Source organism: Paracoccus aminovorans (genome assembly GCF_001546115.1).
GTDB classification, from domain to species: Bacteria; Pseudomonadota; Alphaproteobacteria; order Rhodobacterales; family Rhodobacteraceae; genus Paracoccus; species Paracoccus aminovorans_B.
In genome coordinates this window covers 836,181-854,673 of the sequence record NZ_KQ955208.1, presented here as the reverse complement: position 1 = coordinate 854,673, position 18,493 = coordinate 836,181, and the positions used below count along the sequence as shown (strand labels likewise).

Below are 18,493 nucleotides of genomic sequence, written 5' to 3'. Positions count from 1 at the left end.
GAGGATATTTATCCACAAAAGAGAAAGGGGGCCGTCGGGGCCCCCTTGGTGTTTCATGGCGGATGCGGGTCAGGCCAGCATGCCCATCGGGTTTTCCAGGTGCTTGACGATGGCGTCGAGCAATTGCGCACCGAGGGCACCGTCGATGACCCGGTGATCGACCGAGAGCGTCATCGACATGACGTTGCGGATCACGATCTCGCCGTTTTCGACGACCGGGGTCTGGATGCCGGCGCCGACGGCCAGGATCGCGCCATGCGGCGGGTTGATGACCGCGTCGAAATTCTCGATGCCGAACATGCCGAGGTTCGAGATCGCGAAGCTGCCGCCCTGGTATTCATGCGGGGCCAGCTTCTTGGTCTTGGCGCGGTTGGCGAGGTCCTTCATCTCGGTCGAGAGGGACGACAGCGTCTTTTGCTGCGCGTCCTTCAGCACCGGGGTGAAGAGCCCGCCTTCGATGGCGACGGCCACGGCCACGTCCGAGGGTTTCAGCTTCAGGATGCGGCCGCCGGCCCAGACGGCATTGGCATCCGGCACCTCTTGCAGCGCCAGGGCGCAGGCCTTGATGATGAAGTCGTTGACCGACAGCTTCACGCCGCGCGATTCCAGCTGCTTGTTCAGCATGGCGCGGAACTTCATCAGCTCGTCCAGCTTGGCCGATTTGCGCAGGTAGAAATGCGGGATGGTCTGCTTGGCCTCGGTCAGGCGGGCGGCGATGGTGCGGCGCATGCCGTCCAGCGCCACCTCGGTCGTCTCGCGGTCGGCATAGATCTTAAGCACGGTTTCCGCCGAAGGACCGGCCGGGGCGGCCGCTGCCGGGGCAGGGGCGGCGGCTTTCGGGGACTCGGCGGCGGCGGGCTTGGCTGCGCCGGGCTTGGCGCCTTCGACATCCGCCTTGACGATGCGGCCACGCGGGCCGGAACCGGTCACGCCGGCAAGGTCGATGCCCTTTTCGGCCGCGATGCGGCGCGCCAGCGGCGAGGCGAAGACCCGCCCGCCATCCGCCGCCTTCTGTGCCGCCGGGGCCGGGGCTGCCGCCGCCGGAGCGGGGGCAGCCTCGGGTTTCGCGGGCGCGGCTGCCTCAGTTTTCGGCGCCGGGGCCGAGCCGATGTCGGAGGCGCTCTCGCCCTCTTCCAGCAGGACGGCGATGGGCGTGTTCACCTTCACGCCCGCCGTGCCCTCGGCCACCAGGATCTTGCCCACCGTGCCTTCGTCCACGGCCTCGAATTCCATCGTGGCCTTGTCGGTCTCGATCTCGGCCAGGATGTCGCCGGATTTCACCGTGTCGCCTTCCTTCACCAGCCATTTGGCCAGCGTGCCCTCCTCCATGGTCGGAGAAAGCGCGGGCATCAGGATTTCTGTCGGCATCTCGCTTGCTCCTTAACGGTAGGTGACTTTCTTGACCGCCGCCACCACCTCGTCCGAGGTGATCAGCGCGTGCTTTTCCAGGTTGGCGGCATAGGGCATGGGCACGTCCTTGCCGGTGCAGTTGATCACCGGCGCGTCGAGGTAATCGAAGGCGTTTTCCATGATATAGGCCGAGAGGTGGTTGCCGATCGAGCAGACCGGGAAGCCCTCTTCCACCGTCACGCAGCGGTTGGTCTTCTGCACCGAGGCGATCACGGTCGCATAGTCGATCGGGCGCAGGGTGCGCAGGTCGATGACTTCGGCCTCGATGCCTTCGCCGGCCAGTTTCTCGGCGGCTTCAAGCGCGTGGGTCATGCCGATGCCGAAGCTGACCAGCGTCACGTCGCGGCCCTGGCGCACGACCTTGGCCTTGCCGAAGGGGATGGTGAAATCTTCCAGATCCGGCACTTCGAAGCTGCGGCCGTAGAGGATTTCGTTTTCCAGGAAGACCACGGGGTTGTTGTCGCGGATCGCCTGTTTCAGCAGGCCCTTCGCGTCGGCGGCCGAATAGGGCATGACGACCTTCAGGCCGGGGATCTGGGCGAACCAGGCGGCATAGTCCTGGCTGTGCTGGGCGGCGACGCGGGCGGCGGCGCCGTTCGGGCCACGGAACACCATCGGCGCACCCATCTGGCCGCCCGACATGTAGAGCGTCTTCGCGGCCGAGTTGATGATGTGGTCCATCGCCTGCATGGCGAAGTTGAAGGTCATGAACTCGACGATGGGGCGCAGGCCGGCCATGGCGGCGCCGGTGCCGATGCCGGCGAAGCCGATTTCGCTGATCGGGGTGTCGACCACGCGGCGCGGGCCGAACTTGTCGAGCAGGCCTTGGCTGATCTTGTAGGCGCCCTGGTATTCGCCGACTTCCTCGCCCATCAGGAAGACGGTGTCGTCGCGGGTCATCTCCTCTTCCATGGCCTCGCGCAGGGCTTCGCGCACGGTCATGGTCTTCATCGGCGTGCCTTCGGGCCAGTCGGGCGACTGGTCGACGACCGGGGCCGGGGCGGGGGCCGCAGCTTGCGCCGGTGCAGCGGCGGGCGCTTCTGCGGCGGCCGGAGTGGGTTCGGCCTTGGCGGCGGGCGCGGCATCGGCGGATTCGCCTTCCTCGACCAGCACGGCGATGGGGGTGTTCACCTTGACCCCCTGGGTGCCCTCGGCGATCAAGAGCTTGCCGACGATGCCTTCATCGACCGCCTCGAATTCCATCGTGGCCTTGTCGGTTTCGATCTCGGCCAGGATGTCGCCGGATTTGACAGTATCGCCTTCCTTGACCAGCCATTTGGCCAGCGTGCCTTCCTCCATGGTCGGCGACAGGGCGGGCATCAGGATTTCGGTTGCCATGGTTGCCCTCCCTCAGGCGCTTTTCTCTTCGGCGTAGATATCGGTCCAGAGTTCCTCCAGCGCGGGCTCCGGGCTTTCCTTGGCGAATTCGGCCGAGTCGTTCACGATATCCTTGATTTCCTTGTCGATGGCCTTGAGGTCGTCCTCGCTGGCGTGCTTGCCGGTCAAGAGCAGGTCGCGCACATGTTCGATGGCGTCGCGTTCGTCGCGCATCTTCTGCACCTCCTCGCGCGTGCGGTATTTCGCCGGGTCGGACATCGAGTGGCCACGATAGCGATAGGTCATCACTTCCAGGATATAGGGGCCGTTGCCGGCGCGGCATTGCGCCACGGCCTTTTCGGCGGCGGCCTTGACCGCCAGCACGTCCATGCCGTCGACCTGTTCGCCCTTGATGCCGAAGGCCTCGCCCCGGCCGAAGAGCGTCGTCGACTTGGTCGAGCGCTTCATCGAGGTGCCCATGGCATACTGGTTGTTCTCGATCACGAAGACGACCGGCAGGTTCCACAGCTCGGCCATGTTGTAGGTCTCGTAGACCTGGCCCTGGTTGGCGGCGCCGTCGCCGAAATAGGCGAAGGTGACATTGTCATTGCCGCGGTATTTGTCGGCGAAGGCGAGGCCCGCGCCCAGCGGCACCTGCGCCGCGACGATGCCATGGCCGCCGTAGAAGTGCTTTTCGCGGCTGAACATGTGCATCGAGCCGCCCTTGCCCTTGGAATAGCCGCCCGAGCGTCCGGTCAGTTCCGCCATGACGCCGCGGGCTTCCATGCCGCAGGCCAGCATGTGGCCATGGTCGCGATAAGAGGTGATGCGCTTGTCGCCTTCCTTGGCGGCGGCCTCCAGGCCGACGACGACGGCCTCTTGCCCGATGTAGAGGTGGCAGAAGCCGCCGATCAGGCCCATGCCGTAGAGTTGGCCGGCCTTTTCCTCGAATCGGCGGATCAACAGCATGTCGCGATAGTATTTGAGCAGCTCGTCACGGGACACGTTCGACGTGCTTTCCTTGGCTGCGGGCTTTCTGACCATACGGGCCTCCTCCTCGGGGCAGGAATAGTTCAGCGTTAAACTAATTCTAGGGCAAGCTCGCGGGGGAAGTAAACCGGCCTTGTGCATAGGTCCAGAGGGCAGATGCGGAATCCTGCCCTTGCCGGTGATTTTCCGGGCAGGGACCGCATTGCGTGGCGGCAAGGCCGCAGGGGTGTTTGGAAAACGGAAAAGACGCCGGCCGGTTCAGCGGATGATGATCTCGTCCGCGCGCACCAGCCCCAGCACGTCGCGGGCGCGTTCGTCCAGCAGGTCGAGGTCGAGATAGTCGTTCGACAGCCGCCGCGTCAGGTTGCGCATGCGGTCGACCTCGGCCTGCAGCCTGTCGCGCTGCTGGGCCAGATCCTGGGTCTCGGCCTGCAACTGCACCCGGCGCAGGATGCCCGAGGGGCCCTGCACGGCGGCGAAGGCGAAATAGACCCCGAGCAGGATAGCCCCGACGAAGAAGATGATGGCGCTGATCGACAGGCGTTGGGTCATGTGCTGCTCGTGGTTTTGCGCGCGATCATGCCACAGGCGTCGCGCCGGGGGAATCCCCCATCAGGATGTCGGCAAGAACCAGCGCCATCACCCGCGCCGAATCCAGCATGTCCCGCACGCCGATCCATTCGTCGGGCTGATGCGCCAGGTCCAGCACGCCCGGGCCATAGGCGATGCAGTTCTTCAGCCTGCCGATGCGGTCGATGTGCTTCTGGTCATAGGTGCCGGGGCTGACGACATAGCCCGCCTCGCGCCCCAGCACGCGCTGGATCGCGGCGGCGGTCGAACGCACGACGGGCGCCTCGCGGTCGGTCATGCTTGGGATGACCTCGAACAGGCCGCGGATCTCATAGCGGAAGTTCGGCCGCTGGGCGCGAACCTTGTCCAGCAGCGCCGTGACCTCGCGCTTGACCTCGGCCAGATCCTCCTCGATCAGGAAGCGGCGGTCGATGACGATGCGGCAGCGGTCGGCCACGCAGGGCGCGGGCAGGCCGGTGAACTCCGGGCCGAGGTCCGGTTCGCCGCCGTGGATCGAATTGATGTTCAGCGTCGGGATGCGCGCCCCTTCGGGGATCACCGGCATCTCGGTGCGCCGGGTCAGCAGCAGCGGGAACAGGCTGCGTTCCATTTCCTCGAGCACCGCGCCCATATGGCGGATGGCGCTGTCGCCCAGGAAGGGCATCGAGCCATGGGCGATGCGGCCCTGCGTCTCGATCTCGGCCCACCAGACGCCGCGATGGCCCAGGCAGATGCGGTCCTTGTGCAGCGGCTCGGGGATGATGACGTGGTCGACATGGGCGAAGGCGCCGTGCTCGGCCAGCCAGGCCACGCCGCCATAGCCGCCGGTTTCCTCGTCGGCGGTGGCGCTGATCTCGATCTGGCCGGGATGGTCGGGATGGAGCGCGACGAAGGCCTCGGCCGCGATGATGCTGGCGGCGAGGCCGCCCTTCATGTCGCAGGCGCCGCGGCCATAGATGCGGTCGCCGTCGATTTCGGCGCCGAACGGGTCGCGGGTCCAGCCGTGGCCGACCTCGACCACGTCGTGGTGGCTGTTGAAATGCACGCAGGCGCCGGGGGTGGCGCCGTGATGGCGGGCGACCAGGTTCCAGCGCGGAAAGGCCTCGCTGTCGCCGGGGCTGCCCTTGGCGCGGACCAGCGCGCAGTCCCAGCCCTGCGGCGCCAGCCGGGCGCGCAGGTATTCGCAGATGTCGCGATAGTGCCGGCCCGGAGGGTTCAGCGTCGGGATGCGGATCAGATCCTGGGTCAGGCGGATCAGATCGTCGCGGCGGTTCTCGATTTCCAGGCAAAGCGGGTCCATGGTCCGCAGGCTAGGCCGGGCCCGGCCGCGTCGCAATGGGGTCATTGACATGCGCGCCGCGCCGGCCTTCCATGCGGGCCATGAGCCGCAGCGAAAGCCTTGCCCGATGATCGCCTTTCTTCGCCTGATCGGCATGGTGCTGGTTGTCGAGCTGATCTTTTACGCCCTGATCTCGATCTATATCCGCAGCCTGCGCCGCGAGGCGCTTGAAAAGGAATGGGATCGCCGGCATCCCGAGCGGGCGGGCGCCAGCCCGGAACGACGCGAGTTCGTGCGGCGTTGCATGACAGGCTTCAGCCGGACGCTGCGGGCGCGGCTGGCGCTTCTGGTGCTGGTCCTGCCGCTGGTCGCCTTTGTCGCGATCGTCGTCATCGTGAATTACAACTGAGGGGGCGCCGATGCGCTGGTTCCTGACCGTTCTTGGGGTGATCTTCGGGATCGTGGTCTTTCTGTTCCTGGATTACGCGCTGCCCTCGAAGCAGACGGTGCGCATCACCAATACCTACAACCGGCTGACCGACATCGGCGCGAACCGCATCTTCTATGCCTCGCCCGACACCGGCACGGTGCAGAATGCGGCAGGCCAGCGCGACGTGCGTTTCATCGACACGGTGCGGCCGAACGGCAAGCCCTATGTCTATCGCAACGAGGATACCGGCTGGATCTGGCCGCCCTATTTCAAATACGACAGCTCGAACCTGCATGCCCAAGCGACCGATCTGCGTTCGACCTCGGCCAAGCCGGAATGGGTCAGCGTGACCTCATACGGCTGGCGGGTGGCCTGGCTTTCGGTCTATCCCAACGCGATCTCGGTGAAGCCGGTGGCGGGGCCCGAGGTGAAGCCCTTCAACTGGCCGGCGCAGATCATCCTGCTGCTGCTGGGCGGGCTGCTGTTCCTGATCTGGCGCATGTGGAACCAGTTCCGCGAGCGCACCATCGACCCGGCCGTGCGGTCCGCCGACCAGGCCTGGGACCGGCTCGATGCCCGCGCCGATGCCGCCCGCGACCGTGCGCAGGGGCGGATGCGGCGCTGGTGGAACGGGCTCAAGGGCCGCTGAGATGCCGACCGGGAACCCGGGCACCGACTTCCGCCTCGACTGGTTCGAGGGCATCACCGTCAACACCCCCGCGGCCGAGCGGCGCGCCGCCAGCCTGCCCGCGCGCCGCAGCCTCAAGAAGGAATGGCAGGCGGCCTGGCTTCTGAACGCGGTGCGCTGCATCGACCTGACCACGCTCGCGGGCGATGACACGGCCGACCGCGTGGCCCGGCTTTGCGCCAAGGCGCGCCAGCCGGTCGATGCCGGCGACCTGGCGCTGATGGGGGTCGAGCACCTGACCACCGGCGCGGTCTGCGTCTATCCCACCATGGTGGCGGCCGCCAAGCGGGCGCTGGAGGGCGCGGGCGTGCCGGTGGCCTCGGTCGCGACCGGCTTTCCGGCCGGGCTGATGCCCCTGAACCTGCGGCTGGCCGAGATCCGCTATGCGCTGGACCAGGGCGCCGATGAGATCGACATCGTGATTTCCCGCGCCCATGCGCTGCGCGGCGAATGGGCGGCGCTTTACGACGAAATCTGCGCCATGCGCGAGGCCTGCGGCCCGGCGCTGATGAAGGCGATCCTGGCGACGGGAGAGCTGAAGACCCTGACCAATGTCGCGCGCGCAAGCCATGTCGCCATGCAGGCCGGGGCGGATTTCATCAAGACCTCGACCGGGAAAGAGCCGGTGAACGCCACGCTGCCGGTCTCGCTGGTGATGCTGCGCGCGATCCGCGACTATCGCGACCGCACCGGCTTTGCCGTGGGCTTCAAGCCGGCCGGTGGGCTGAAGACGGCGAAGGACGCGCTGAACTGGCAGGTGCTGATGGCCGAGGAACTGGGCCGCGACTGGCTGCGCCCCGACCTCTTCCGCATCGGCGCCAGCTCGCTTCTGGGCGATATCGAGCGGCAGATCTCGCATTTCGTGACCGGGCGCTATGCCAGCGCCCACAGGCTGGCGGCGGGGTGAGCATGCCGAAGGTGACAGAGATCATGGAAAGCATGGAATACGGTCCCGCGCCCGAGGATTCGGCCGCCGTCCGCGATTGGCTGCGCGAACGCGGCGCCTTTGGCCATTTCATCGCCGGCCGCTTCACCAGGGCGGGCGAGACCTTCGCCAGCCGCGACCCCTCGACCGGCGAGGCACTGGCGCAGGTCACGCAGGGCACCGCGCGGGACGTGGCAAAGGCCGTGCGCGCCGCGCGCCGGGCGCAACGCGGCTGGGGGGCCATGCCGGGCCACGACCGGGCGCGCTTCCTTTATGCCATCGCGCGGACGATCCAGAAGCGCGAGCGGTTCCTGGCGGTGCTGGAAACGCTCGACAACGGCAAGCCGATCCGCGAAAGCCGCGACATCGACGTGCCGCTGGTGGTGCGGCATTTCTATCATCACGCCGGCTGGGCCGAACTGGCCGAGACCGAGTTTCCCGGCCATCGCGCCTTGGGCGTCTGCGGCCAGATCATCCCGTGGAATTTCCCCCTGCTGATGCTGGCCTGGAAGGTGGCGCCGGCGCTGGCGGCCGGCAATACCGTGGTGCTGAAGCCAGCCGAATATACGCCGCTGACCGCGCTGGCCTTTGCCGAGATCTGCGCCCATGTCGGCCTGCCGGCGGGCGTGGTCAACATCGTCACCGGCGACGGCGACACCGGCGAGGCGCTGGTCGCGGCCCCGGTCGACAAGCTGGCCTTCACCGGCTCGACCGAGGTCGGGCGCCAGATCGCCCGCGCCTGCGCCGGCTCGGGCAAGAAGCTGACGCTGGAGCTGGGCGGCAAGTCGCCCTTCGTCGTCATGGCGGATGCCGATCTGGATGCCGCTGTCGAGGGCGTCGTCGATTCCATCTGGTTCAACCAGGGCCAGGTCTGCTGCGCCGGCTCGCGCATCCTGGTCGCGGAAAGCGTCTCGGCCCGGTTCGAAACCCTGCTGCGCGCCCGGATGGCGCGGCTGCGCACCGGCCCGCCGCTGGACAAGTCCACCGACATCGGCGCCATCGTCGATCCGGTGCAGAAGGAGCGCATCCTCTGCATCCTCGACCGCGCGGTGGAGGCTGGGGCGGAGCTGGTCGGCGGCCTGCCCGGCAAGGGCTGTTTCATCGCGCCGGGCTATCTGCGCAACATCGCGCCCGCGAACCCCGGCATGATCGAGGAGATCTTCGGCCCCATCGCCACGCTCTCGACCTTTCGCACCCCGGACGAGGCGGCGGATCTGGCCAACAACACCCGCTACGGGCTGGCGGCCTCGGTCTGGTCCGAAAATGCGGCGGTGGCGGCCGATCTGGCGGCGCGGATCAAGGCCGGCGTGGTCTGGGTCAATTGCGCCAATCTCTTCGACGCGGCGGTGCCCTTTGGCGGCATGCGCGATTCGGGCTATGGCCGCGAAGGCGGGCGCGAGGGCATGCTGGACTATCTCGCCGCGCCCGTCGCGGCACAGCACGACCCGCTGCCAGCCGAGATCGTGCCAGCCGAGGCTTCGGGGATCGACCGCACCGTCAAGCTCTATATCGGCGGCGCGCAGAAGCGGCCGGACGGCGGCGCCAGCTATCTGGCCCAGGGCGAGCTGATCCCGCTGGGCAACCGCAAGGACATCCGCAATGCCGTCGAGGCGGCGCAGGGCAGCTTGGCGAAATGGCAGGGTCTGGGCGGTCACGGCCGGGCGCAGGTGCTGTATTTCCTGGCCGAGAACCTGGCACAGCGCCGGGCCGAATTCGCCGGCTACGCGAGCCCCGCCGAGGTCGATGCCGCCATCCGCCGCTGCTTCTTCTACGCCGGATTCGCCGACAAATACGACGGCGCCACGGTCGCGGCCAAGCCCGGTCACCTGTGCCATGTCCAGCCCGAGCCGCATGGCGTGATGGGCCTGGTCGCCCCGGTCGCGGCGCCGCTGGCGGGATTCCTGTCGCTGGTGCTGCCGGCCATCGCCATGGGCAATGCCGTGGTGGCGGTGCCCTCGCAGGACCGGCCGATGGCGGCCCTGACCCTGGCGCAGGTGCTGGCCTGTTCGGATGTGCCGGGCGGCGTGGTCAATATCGTCACCGGCCCGCGCGATGCACATTCGGCAGCGCTGGCCGGGCATGACGGTGTTTCGGCGATCTGGCATGCCGGGCAGGGCGAGGGGCTGGCCGCGACCCAGGGCCTGGCGGCCGCGACGCTGATCCCGGTCTGGGTGCCGCCGCCGCGCGACTGGAGCGATCCGGCCGCGCAGGGCCGCGAATTCCTGCGCGCGGCGAGCCGGATCAAGACGATCTGGCTGCCTTATGGCGCGCTTCCTGCCGGGACCGGCAGCGCCGTTTATTGAAGCAAGGGCGCCGTCTTGAAGATGGGGGCTTTGCGCCCCCACGCCCATCGGCCCTGCGGTCCGACGGGCTTCCCCCGCAGGATATTTTCACAAAAGAGAATGGCTTAAGGTGGGCGCGGACTTGCTTGATGGCCGATGCGAGTTCGGGCGGGCCGAGGTCCGACCTTGGCCGGACGATCACGTGGGCTGTCCGCAGCGGCCTAGGCATCGAAGTCATGAGCGGCCCTGTCATCGTGCGGGCGCGCCAGGCGCTGAACGACGAGACCTTGGTGATCGGACTTGATCAATGCCTTGACGCGGCACTATCGAGGCCGGACGAAGGCTGATGGGGCAGGCCTGCGGGTCATCCCGGCCACGCCCGCCCGCGGAAGTCCTGCAGGCGTGGAACCGCATCCCGCCGGTCCCCTGCATCCGGCCGGGCCATTGCTGTCGCGCCAAGCCGCCACCGTCAGGCCGAGCGCAGCCAGCGCAACCCCGCCTCGGTCGAGGTCAGCGGCGTGTATTCCGCCCCCACCCAGCCTTGGTAGCCGGACCCGTCCACGGCGCGGAAGAAGGCGGCGAAGTCGATGTCGCCCTGGCGCGGCTCGTGCCGGCCGGGGCAGCTGGCGATCTGGACATGGCGCACCAGGGCGGCATGGCGCTGCCACACATCGAGCGCGTCGCCATGGATCATCTGCGCCTGATAGGCGTCGAATTGCAGCCCCAGGTTCGGCGCGTCCACGGCGGCGATGATCTCGGCCGCCAGATCGAAGCTGTCGAGGAAATAGCCCGGCATGTCGGCCTTGTTCATCGGCTCGATGGTCAGGCTGGCCTGAGGGGCGCGGGCGCAGGCCCATTTCAGGTTCTCGATCAGGGTGCGGCGCGCCTCATTGCCCTGGGCCTTGCCGGCCATGACATGCAGGTGCCGGGCCCGCAGCGCGTGGGCATAGCGCAGGGCGCGGTCGAAATCGCTGCGAAAGCGCGCCTCGTTGCCCGGCTCGGCCGCGAAGCCGCGCGGGCCGCCGGCCCAGTTCGGCGGCGGCGTGTTCATCAGCACGAATTCGACCCCGGCGCCATGCGCGGCCTGGCTCAGCTCCTTGACCGCCAGGTCATAGGGGAACAGGATCTCGACCCCGTCGAAACCCGCCTTGCGCGCGGCAGCAAAGCGCTGCTGCATCGGCAGCTCGGTGAAGAGATAGGTCAGGTTGGCCGCGAAACGCGCCATGCTCAGAGCTCCAGGGCAAAGACCGCCCCTTCCGAATGCACTTCCATACGCCCGCTTTCGCCGGGCGTAGCCGCATCGGCCAGTCGGTAGAATGTCTTGCGGTCGATCAGCGCCCACAGCCCGCGCCGGATGTGGACATAGGGCCGCGGCTCTGCGACCGTGCCGCGCAGTTCGATCGGGTGGTCGGGGCCGGCCGTCACGCGGTCGCCCACATTGGTGGTGAAGTCGATGCCCGCGCCGATATCGGCATCGACGGCGACGAAGGGGGCGTCGACCACGCGGATGCCGACCTTTTCGACCGGGGTGACCAGGAAGTAATCGTTACCCTCGCGCTTCAGGATCGAGGCGAAAAGTCGCACCATCTCGGGCCGGCCGATGGGGGTGCCGTTGTAGAACCAGCTGCCGTCGGCGCGGATCTCCATGTCGAGATTGCCGCAGAAGGGCGGATTCCACAGATGCACCGGCGGCGGCCCCTTGGCCGAGGCGCGGCTGGCGGCGGCGGCGATTCCGGCCGCGTCGCTCACAGCATTGTCAGTCTTTTCCACCATTCCCTGTGGACCCCGTCACGCCTGGCTTTATGCTGTCCTAAAGCAGAAACGGGGCGTTGTCATGGCCGAGGATGAAAAACTGGTTTCCGAAATCCTGACGCTGACCGAAAGGCTGGGCCGCGCCCGCGCCAGCGTCGAGCGCCGCTTCGTCGGCCAGCACGCCGTGGTCGAGCAGGTGCTGGCCGCGATCCTGTCCGGCGGCCACGCGCTGCTGGTCGGCCAGCCGGGCCTGGGCAAGACCATGCTGGTCGATACGCTGGCGACCGTGCTGGGCCTTGATACCGCGCGCATCCAGTTCACCCCCGACCTGATGCCGGCCGATATCCTGGGCTCGGAAGTCTTGGACATCCTGCCCGACGGCAGCCGCGCCTTCCGCTTCATCCATGGGCCGGTCTTCACCCGCCTGTTGATGGCCGACGAGATCAACCGTGCCAGCCCGCGCACGCAATCCGCGCTGCTGCAGGCCATGCAGGAGGGCGAGGTCACCATCGGCGGCGAGCATCGCCCGCTGGGCCGGCCCTTCCACGTCCTCGCCACCCAGAACCCGATCGAGCAGGAGGGCACCTATCCGCTGCCCGAGGCGCAGCTCGACCGCTTCCTGTTGCAGATCGACGTGGACTATCCCGACCGCGACACCGAACGCGCCATCCTGCTGGCCACCACCGGCACCGAGCAGGGCGAGTCGCATGCCGTCTTCGACGCCGAGGGGCTGATCGCGGCCCAGGCGCTGATCCGGCGCATGCCGGTCGGCGAATCGGTGCTGAACGCCATCCTGGACCTGGTGCGCGCGGCCCGTCCCGGTGCGCCCGAGGCGCCGGGCTGGGTGGCTGACACCCTGGTCTGGGGCCCGGGGCCGCGCGCGGCGCAGGCGCTGACGCTGGTCACGCGGGCGCGGGCGGCGCTGAACGGCCGCTTCGCGCCGACGCTCGACGATGTCGAGGCCATGGCCGCGCCGGTGTTGCGCCACCGCATGGCGTTGAGCTTTGCCGCCCGTGCCCGCGGCGAAACCATCGAAGGCGTCATCGCCCGGCTGCTGGGCGACCGGATGCGGGCCGCGGCGTGAACACGCGCCCCGACCAGCTGCGGGCAGGGGCCGAGGCGGCCTCGGCCGGCCTGCCGGCGCTGATGCTCTCGGCCGAGCGGCTGGCGGCGGCGCTGGTTCCCGGCGCCCATGGCCAGCGCCGCGCCGGCACGGGCGAGGATTTCTGGCAATACCGCCCGGCGACGGCCGGCGACACCGCGCGCAGCATCGACTGGCGCCGCTCGGCCCGCTCGGACGGGCAGTTCGTGCGCGACCGCGAGGCGCAGGTGGCGCAATCGGCCTCGCTTTGGGTTTCCGCGGCCGCGGGCATGGATTACGCCGGCGCGCCGTCGCGACCAGCCAAGCGCGACCGCGCCGACCTGCTGGCGCTGGCGCTGGGCATGGCGCTGCTGGCGGGGGGCGAGCGCGTGGCGCTGGCCGGGCAACTGCCGCGCCCGGGCCGGATGCAGGCCGAGCGCATCGCCGAGGCGCTGGTCTCGCGCGCGGCGCTGCCGGGCGACGAGGATGCGCCGCCGGCCGAGGCGCTGCGGCCGGGGCAGCGCGTGGTGCTTTTCGACGATTTCCTGGGCGATCCGCAGCCGGTGCTGGACTATCTCGCGCATGCGGCCGGGCTGGGGATCGGCGGGGCGCTGATGCAGGTGCTCGACCCCGACGAAGAGGGCTTTCCCTGGGAGGGGGCGGTGCTGTTCCGCTCGGGCTCGGGCGCGCTGCGGCACGATACGCGCGACGCGGCCGGGCTGCGCGACGCCTATCTGGCGCGGCTGGCCGAGCGGCGCGCGCTGCTTTCCCGCGCCGCGCTGGCCTCGGGCTGGCATTTCGGCACGCATGACACCGGCCAGCCGCCTTCGCAGGCGCTGTTGTGGCTCTGGTCGGTGCTGGAGGGCTGATGCTGGTCCTGGGCCCCCTCGGCTTCGTCGCGCCCTGGATCCTGTCGGCGCTGGTGGCGCTGCCGGTGCTGTGGCTGATCCTGCGCGCCATGCCGCCTTCGCCCCGGCAGGTGCGGTTCCCGGGCACCCGGCTGCTTTTGGGCCTTCGGGACGCGCATCCGGTGGCGCGGCATACGCCCTGGTGGCTGCTGCTGCTGCGGGTGCTGGCGATTGCGGCGCTGATCCTGGGCTTTGCCGGCCCGGTCTGGAAGCCGGCGCCGGACCAGGGCGGGCAGGGGCCCTTGCTGATCGTGATGGATGCCGGCTGGGCTGCCGCCCCCGACTGGGCGCAGCGCCAGGACCGTGCGCTGCGGGCGCTGGACGCGGCGGGCGCGGCCGGCCAGCCGGCGGCGCTGCTGGTCGCGGACGGGCAGGCTGCCGGCGCGCTGCCCTTCCAGCCGGCGCCCGAGCTTGCCGCGCAACTGCGCGCGCAGCGCCCCGCGGCCTGGGAGACGCGCTATCCCGCCGATCCGCCGGCCGTGCTGGCCGAGGCGCCGGCGCGCTTCTCGACCCTGTGGCTCAGCGACGGGCTGGAGCATGACCACCGCGCCGCGTGGCTCGATGCGCTCGCCGCGCGCGGGCCGGTCAGCGTGGTGCCGCCGCAGGGCCCGCGCCTGTCGCTGCAAACCGGGACCGGGGATCGGCCGGCGCTGCTCTTGCGCACGACCGGGGCGACGGCGCCCAACGTGCTGGCCATCGGTCTCGACCCGCAGGGCACGCCGCGCGAACTGGCGCGGCTGAAGCCCGGGGCGGCGGAAGCCCAGGCCGGCGTCGCCAGCCATCCGGTGCCGATCGACCTGCCTTCGGAACTGCGCAACCGCGTCACCCGCTACGAGATCGAGGGTCAGGCTTCCGCCGGTGCCGTGGTGCTGGCCGACGACAGCCTGCGCCGGCGCAAGGTGGCGCTGGTCGGCGACGACCGCGCCAGCGAGGGGCAGCGGCTGCTCTCGCCCCTGCATTACCTGCGCCGCGCTCTGGCGCCCTCGACCGACCTGATCGAGGGCGGCCTGGGCGACGTGCTGCAAGCCGCGCCCGACGTCATCGTCATCGCCGACCAGTTGAGCCTGCCCGAGGAGCCGGCGCTGCCGGAATGGGTCGAAAAGGGCGGGCTCTTGATCCGCTTCGCCGGTCCGCGCATGGCGGCATCGGACCGGCTGTCCGAGGAGCCGCTGCTGCCCGTGCGCCTGCGCGCCGGCGGCCGCGACATCGGCGGCGCGCTGAGTTGGGGCGACCCGCGCGGCATCGCGGGTTTCGCCCCCGAGGGCCTGTTCGCCGGCCTGGCCGTGCCCAGGGACGCCACGGTGCGCGCGCAGCTCTTGGCCGAGCCGGCGCCGGATCTGGCCGAGCGCAGCATCGCCCAGCTGACCGACGGTACACCGCTGGTCACGCGCGCGGCGCTGGGGCAGGGGCAGCTGGTGCTGTTCCATACCACGGCGAATGCCGAGTGGTCCTCGCTGGCGCTGTCGGGCCTGTTCGTCGAGATGCTGGACCGGCTGGTGCGCAGCGCCCGCGTCAGCCTGGCCGAGCCGGAGAAGGACCAGGCCGAGCAGCCCTTCTGGCTGCCCGAACTGGTGCTGGACGGCTTCGGCCGCGCTGCGCCGCCCGCCGATCCGGTGCCGGTCGCCGCCGCCGATTTCGCGCAGGGGCCGGCGCCGGGCGCACCGGCAGGGCTCTATCGCGGCGGCGAGCGCATGGCGGCGCTGAACGCCGGCGGCGCCATGGCGCTGGCCGAATGGCCCGGCGCCCGCATCGAAAGCCCGACCGAGGCGCCGGGGCTGGATCTGCGCGGCTGGCTGCTGGCCTTCGCGGCGGCGCTGTTCGCGCTGGACGCCCTGGGCAGCGCCTGGCTGCAACGGCGCACGCGCCGCCGCAGGCCGGACAGGGGGCTGGCATGAGATGGCTCGCATTCCTGGCCGCGCTGCTCTGGGCCGCGGCGCTTGGCGCGCAAGAGGCGCCCGACCCGCGCCTGACCCGCGCCGCCGACGAGGTGACGCTGGCCTATGTGATCACAGGCGACGCCGATGTCGATGCCGCCTCTGAGGCGGGGCTGCGCGGCCTCTCGCAGGTGCTGACCCAGCGCACCACGGTCGAGCCCGGCCCGCCCGTCGGCATCGACCCCGACAGCGATGACTTGTCGCTGCTGACCTTTCTCTACTGGCCGGTGACCGACAGCCAGCCTGCGCCCTCGCCGCAGGCCTATGTGCGGATGAACCATTTCCTGCGCTCGGGTGGGATGATCCTGTTCGACACCCGCGACGGCGACATCGCGGGCCTGGGCGGGCCGGACGGCTCGGCCGCGCTGCAGCGGCTGGCGGCGCCGCTGGACATTCCGCCGCTGGCGCCGATCCCGGCCGACCATGTGCTGACGCGCACCTTCTACCTGCTCCAGGATTTCCCCGGCCGCTATCAGGGCAACCCGGTCTGGGCCGAGGCCCCGCCCGCCGGCGCCGAGGCGGCCGAGGGCGTGCCCTTCCGCAACCTCAACGACGGCGTCTCGCCGGTGATGATCGGCGGCAATGCCTGGGCCGAGGCCTGGGCGGTGGATGAGGGCGGCCTGCCCATGTTCAGCATCGGCGCGGGCTTCGACGCCGAGCATCAGCGCGAGATGGCGAATCGCTTCGGCGTCAATCTGGTGATGTATGTGCTGACCGGGAATTACAAGTCGGATCAGGTGCATATCCCGGCCTTGCTCGAAAGGTTGCGCGGCGAGGAGATGTCGCAATGAGCGGGCCGGCCTTCGATCCGCTGCTGCCCTGGCCGCTGGTCGGCGCCCTGGCCGTGCTGGCGGCGCTGGTCGCGCTGTGGTCGCTGTGGCGGGGGCTGCGCGGCTGGCTCTTGCGTGGGCTCGCCGGGCTTGCGGTGGCGGCGGCGCTGGCCGGGCCGGCGCTGGAATCGGGCATTCGCGACAAGCTCTCGGATATCGTGATCCTGCTCGACGACCGCAGCGCCAGCCAGGATCTGCCCGGCCGCGCCGCCCAGACCGACGCGGCCCTGGCCGAGATGACGCGCCAGCTTGCCGCCCTGCCGGACACCGAGATCCGCCGGGTGACGGTGGGCGACGACCCGGACGGCACGGCTCTGGGCGCGGCGCTGACCCGGGCCCTTGCGGCCGAGCCGCAGGGCCGCGTCGCGGGCGTCATTGCCGTGACCGATGGCCTGGCCCATGACCGGGCGATGATCCCCGCCGCGGCCCCGGCGCCGGTGCAGGTGCTGCTGACCGGCGAGGATCGCGACTGGGATCGCCGGCTGTTGATCGAGGAAGCGCCCGCCTACGGCCTGATCGACAAGCCCGTGACCATCCGCCTTCGCGTCGAGGACCAGGGCGCCGTCCCGCCCGAGGTCGCCCAGGCTCCGGCGCGGCTGCGCGTGGCCCTGGACGGCGAGCCCTTGCGCGGCCTGGACCTGCCGCCCGGCGTGACGCTGGACCTGCCGGTGGTGCCGAAACATGCCGGCCAGAACGTGGTCTCGATCGGCTTCGACGCGCCCGAAGCCGCCACGCCGGAACTGACCGACCGCAACAATGCCGCCGCGATCCAGATCCAGGGCGTGCGCGACCGGCTGCGGGTACTGCTGGTTTCGGGCGCGCCGCATGCGGGCGAAAGAACCTGGCGCAACCTGTTGAAATCCGATGCGAACGTGGACCTGATCCATTTCACTATCCTGCGGCCGCCGGACAAGATGGACGCGGTCCCTGTGGACGAGATGTCGCTGATCGCCTTTCCGACCCAGGAGCTGTTCATGGAGCGGATCAAGGATTTCGACCTGATCATCTTCGACCGCGACCGGGTGCGCGGCATCCTGATGCCGCAATATTACGAGAACATCCGCCGCTACGTCGAAGAGGGCGGCGCGGTTCTGGTCTCGGCCGGGCCCGAGATGTCCACGGTGGAAAGCCTGAACCTGTCGCCGATGGGCGCGATCATCCCGGCGCGCCCGACCGGCCGGGTCTATGACGAGCCCTTCCTGCCGCGCCTGACCGAGGACGGCCAGCGCCACCCCGTGACCGCCGGTCTGACCGGCGCGCCGGTTCAGGGCGCGCCGGCGAATGGTTCGGGCAGCCATTGGGGCCGCTGGCTGCGCATGTCGCAGGTGATCCCCGATCCGCGCGCGCAGGTCGTGATGACCGGCGCCAATGACGAGCCGCTGTTGATCCTGAACCGGGTCGGCAAGGGGCGGGTGGCGCTGCTGACCTCGGACCAGGTCTGGCTCTGGGGCCGGGGTTTCGAGGGCGGCGGGCCGCAGCTCGAGCTTTTGCGCCGCATTGCGCATTGGTCGATGCAGGAGCCGGATCTGGAAGAAGAGGCGCTGCTGGCCGATGTCTCGGACCTTGGCGTCACCGTCACCCGCCGCACCATGGACGCGACCGCCGGCCCGGTGCGCATCACCCATCCCGATGGCAAGACCGAGGACCTGGTCCTGACCGAAGCCGGCCCCGGCCGCTTCACCGCGCGCTGGACGGCGCCGGGGCCGGGGCTTTACCGGCTGAGCGACGGCACGATCAGCCGCGTCGTCGCGCTTGGCCCCGCGGCCCCGCGCGAATTCGAGGAAACCGTGGCGACACCCGCCGCGCTGGCGCCCCTGGCCGAGGCCACGAACGGCACCGTGCTGCGCTTGGCCGAGGGCATGCCCGGCCTGCGCAGCGTGCGCGAGGGCCGTCCCGCCCATGGCCAGGGCGTGGCCGGGCCGTGGATCGCGATCACGCCGCGCGACGCGGCCTCGGTCAGCGGCGTGACGCATCGCCCGCTGCTGCCGGGCTGGGCCTGGCTGGCGCTGATCGCGGCGCTGGCACTGGCCGGCTGGCTGGCCGAGGGGCGCGGGCGCCTGCTGGGCAGCCGCGCCTGAAACTTGCCAATTCGCGGCC

General features: G+C 69.9%; 16 protein-coding genes. 9 read left to right on the top strand and 7 right to left on the bottom strand.

Going from position 1 to position 18,493, the window contains the following annotated elements:
* Positions 1-69: 69 nt before the first annotated feature.
* The 5 genes from ASV56_RS04400 to ASV56_RS04380 all read right to left on the bottom strand — a co-directional run bounded on the left by ASV56_RS04400 (position 70) and on the right by ASV56_RS04380 (position 5,587).
* Positions 70-1,368, bottom strand: coding sequence for a pyruvate dehydrogenase complex dihydrolipoamide acetyltransferase (locus ASV56_RS04400; RefSeq protein ID WP_062560938.1), 1,299 nt, complete (start codon positions 1,366-1,368; stop codon positions 70-72).
* Between the two features lie 12 nt (positions 1,369-1,380).
* Positions 1,381-2,748, bottom strand: a complete 1,368-nt coding sequence (locus ASV56_RS04395; RefSeq protein WP_062560937.1) for a pyruvate dehydrogenase complex E1 component subunit beta — start codon at positions 2,746-2,748, stop codon at positions 1,381-1,383.
* A 12-nt stretch (positions 2,749-2,760) separates the two neighbouring features.
* Complete coding sequence (gene pdhA, locus ASV56_RS04390; RefSeq protein WP_062560936.1) at positions 2,761-3,771, bottom strand: pyruvate dehydrogenase (acetyl-transferring) E1 component subunit alpha; 1,011 nt, start codon at positions 3,769-3,771, stop codon at positions 2,761-2,763.
* 204 nt (positions 3,772-3,975) lie between these two features.
* Complete coding sequence (locus ASV56_RS04385) at positions 3,976-4,269, bottom strand: FtsB family cell division protein (protein WP_062560935.1); 294 nt, start codon at positions 4,267-4,269, stop codon at positions 3,976-3,978.
* Between the two features lie 25 nt (positions 4,270-4,294).
* On the bottom strand, positions 4,295-5,587 hold the full coding sequence (locus tag ASV56_RS04380; protein ID WP_062560934.1) for an acetylornithine deacetylase/succinyl-diaminopimelate desuccinylase family protein: 1,293 nt from the start codon (positions 5,585-5,587) through the stop codon (positions 4,295-4,297).
* A gap of 106 nt (positions 5,588-5,693) precedes the next feature.
* Between ASV56_RS04380 and ASV56_RS04375 the strand changes: the two genes are divergently transcribed.
* Genes ASV56_RS04375 through ASV56_RS04360 form a run of 4 tightly spaced genes read left to right on the top strand, consistent with a single transcriptional unit; the run spans position 5,694 to position 9,912 of the window.
* Positions 5,694-5,975, top strand: coding sequence for a hypothetical protein (locus ASV56_RS04375; RefSeq protein WP_026155393.1), 282 nt, complete (start codon positions 5,694-5,696; stop codon positions 5,973-5,975).
* Between the two features lie 10 nt (positions 5,976-5,985).
* Entirely contained in the window at positions 5,986-6,645 is a 660-nt protein-coding gene (locus tag ASV56_RS04370) for a DUF1523 family protein (protein ID WP_062560933.1), read from the top strand.
* Between the two features lies 1 nt (position 6,646).
* Positions 6,647-7,591, top strand: a complete 945-nt coding sequence (gene deoC, locus ASV56_RS04365; protein WP_062560932.1) for a deoxyribose-phosphate aldolase — start codon at positions 6,647-6,649, stop codon at positions 7,589-7,591.
* A 2-nt stretch (positions 7,592-7,593) separates the two neighbouring features.
* A complete protein-coding gene (locus tag ASV56_RS04360) occupies positions 7,594-9,912 on the top strand; it encodes an aldehyde dehydrogenase family protein (protein WP_062560931.1) in 2,319 nt (772 codons plus the stop codon).
* Between the two features lie 448 nt (positions 9,913-10,360).
* Here the strand turns inward: ASV56_RS04360 and ASV56_RS04350 are convergent, their stop codons facing one another.
* Positions 10,361-11,116, bottom strand: coding sequence for a hydroxypyruvate isomerase family protein (locus tag ASV56_RS04350; RefSeq protein ID WP_062560929.1), 756 nt, complete (start codon positions 11,114-11,116; stop codon positions 10,361-10,363).
* Between the two features lie 2 nt (positions 11,117-11,118).
* A complete protein-coding gene (locus tag ASV56_RS04345; RefSeq protein ID WP_062560928.1) occupies positions 11,119-11,664 on the bottom strand; it encodes a DUF1285 domain-containing protein in 546 nt (181 codons plus the stop codon).
* A gap of 61 nt (positions 11,665-11,725) precedes the next feature.
* Between ASV56_RS04345 and ASV56_RS04340 the strand changes: the two genes are divergently transcribed.
* The 5 genes from ASV56_RS04340 to ASV56_RS04325 are packed head-to-tail and all read left to right on the top strand — an operon-like array spanning position 11,726 to position 18,474.
* Complete coding sequence (locus tag ASV56_RS04340; RefSeq protein WP_062560927.1) at positions 11,726-12,727, top strand: AAA family ATPase; 1,002 nt, start codon at positions 11,726-11,728, stop codon at positions 12,725-12,727.
* Positions 12,724-13,593: a DUF58 domain-containing protein gene (locus ASV56_RS04335; protein ID WP_062560926.1), complete on the top strand. Its 870-nt coding sequence runs from the start codon at positions 12,724-12,726 to the stop codon at positions 13,591-13,593. Before ASV56_RS04340 ends, ASV56_RS04335 begins: the two co-directional genes overlap by 4 nt.
* Positions 13,593-15,527: a BatA domain-containing protein gene (locus ASV56_RS04330; RefSeq protein ID WP_437435909.1), complete on the top strand. Its 1,935-nt coding sequence runs from the start codon at positions 13,593-13,595 to the stop codon at positions 15,525-15,527. The genes ASV56_RS04335 and ASV56_RS04330 overlap by 1 nt, the downstream gene beginning before the upstream one ends.
* Positions 15,524-16,357 carry a DUF4159 domain-containing protein gene (locus ASV56_RS25030; RefSeq protein ID WP_437435908.1) on the top strand — a complete coding sequence of 278 codons (834 nt, stop codon included), beginning with the start codon at positions 15,524-15,526 and terminating at the stop codon, positions 16,355-16,357. Before ASV56_RS04330 ends, ASV56_RS25030 begins: the two co-directional genes overlap by 4 nt.
* A complete protein-coding gene (locus ASV56_RS04325) occupies positions 16,354-18,474 on the top strand; it encodes a hypothetical protein (protein ID WP_062560925.1) in 2,121 nt (706 codons plus the stop codon). The genes ASV56_RS25030 and ASV56_RS04325 overlap by 4 nt, the downstream gene beginning before the upstream one ends.
* The last annotated feature ends 19 nt before the right edge of the window (positions 18,475-18,493 follow it).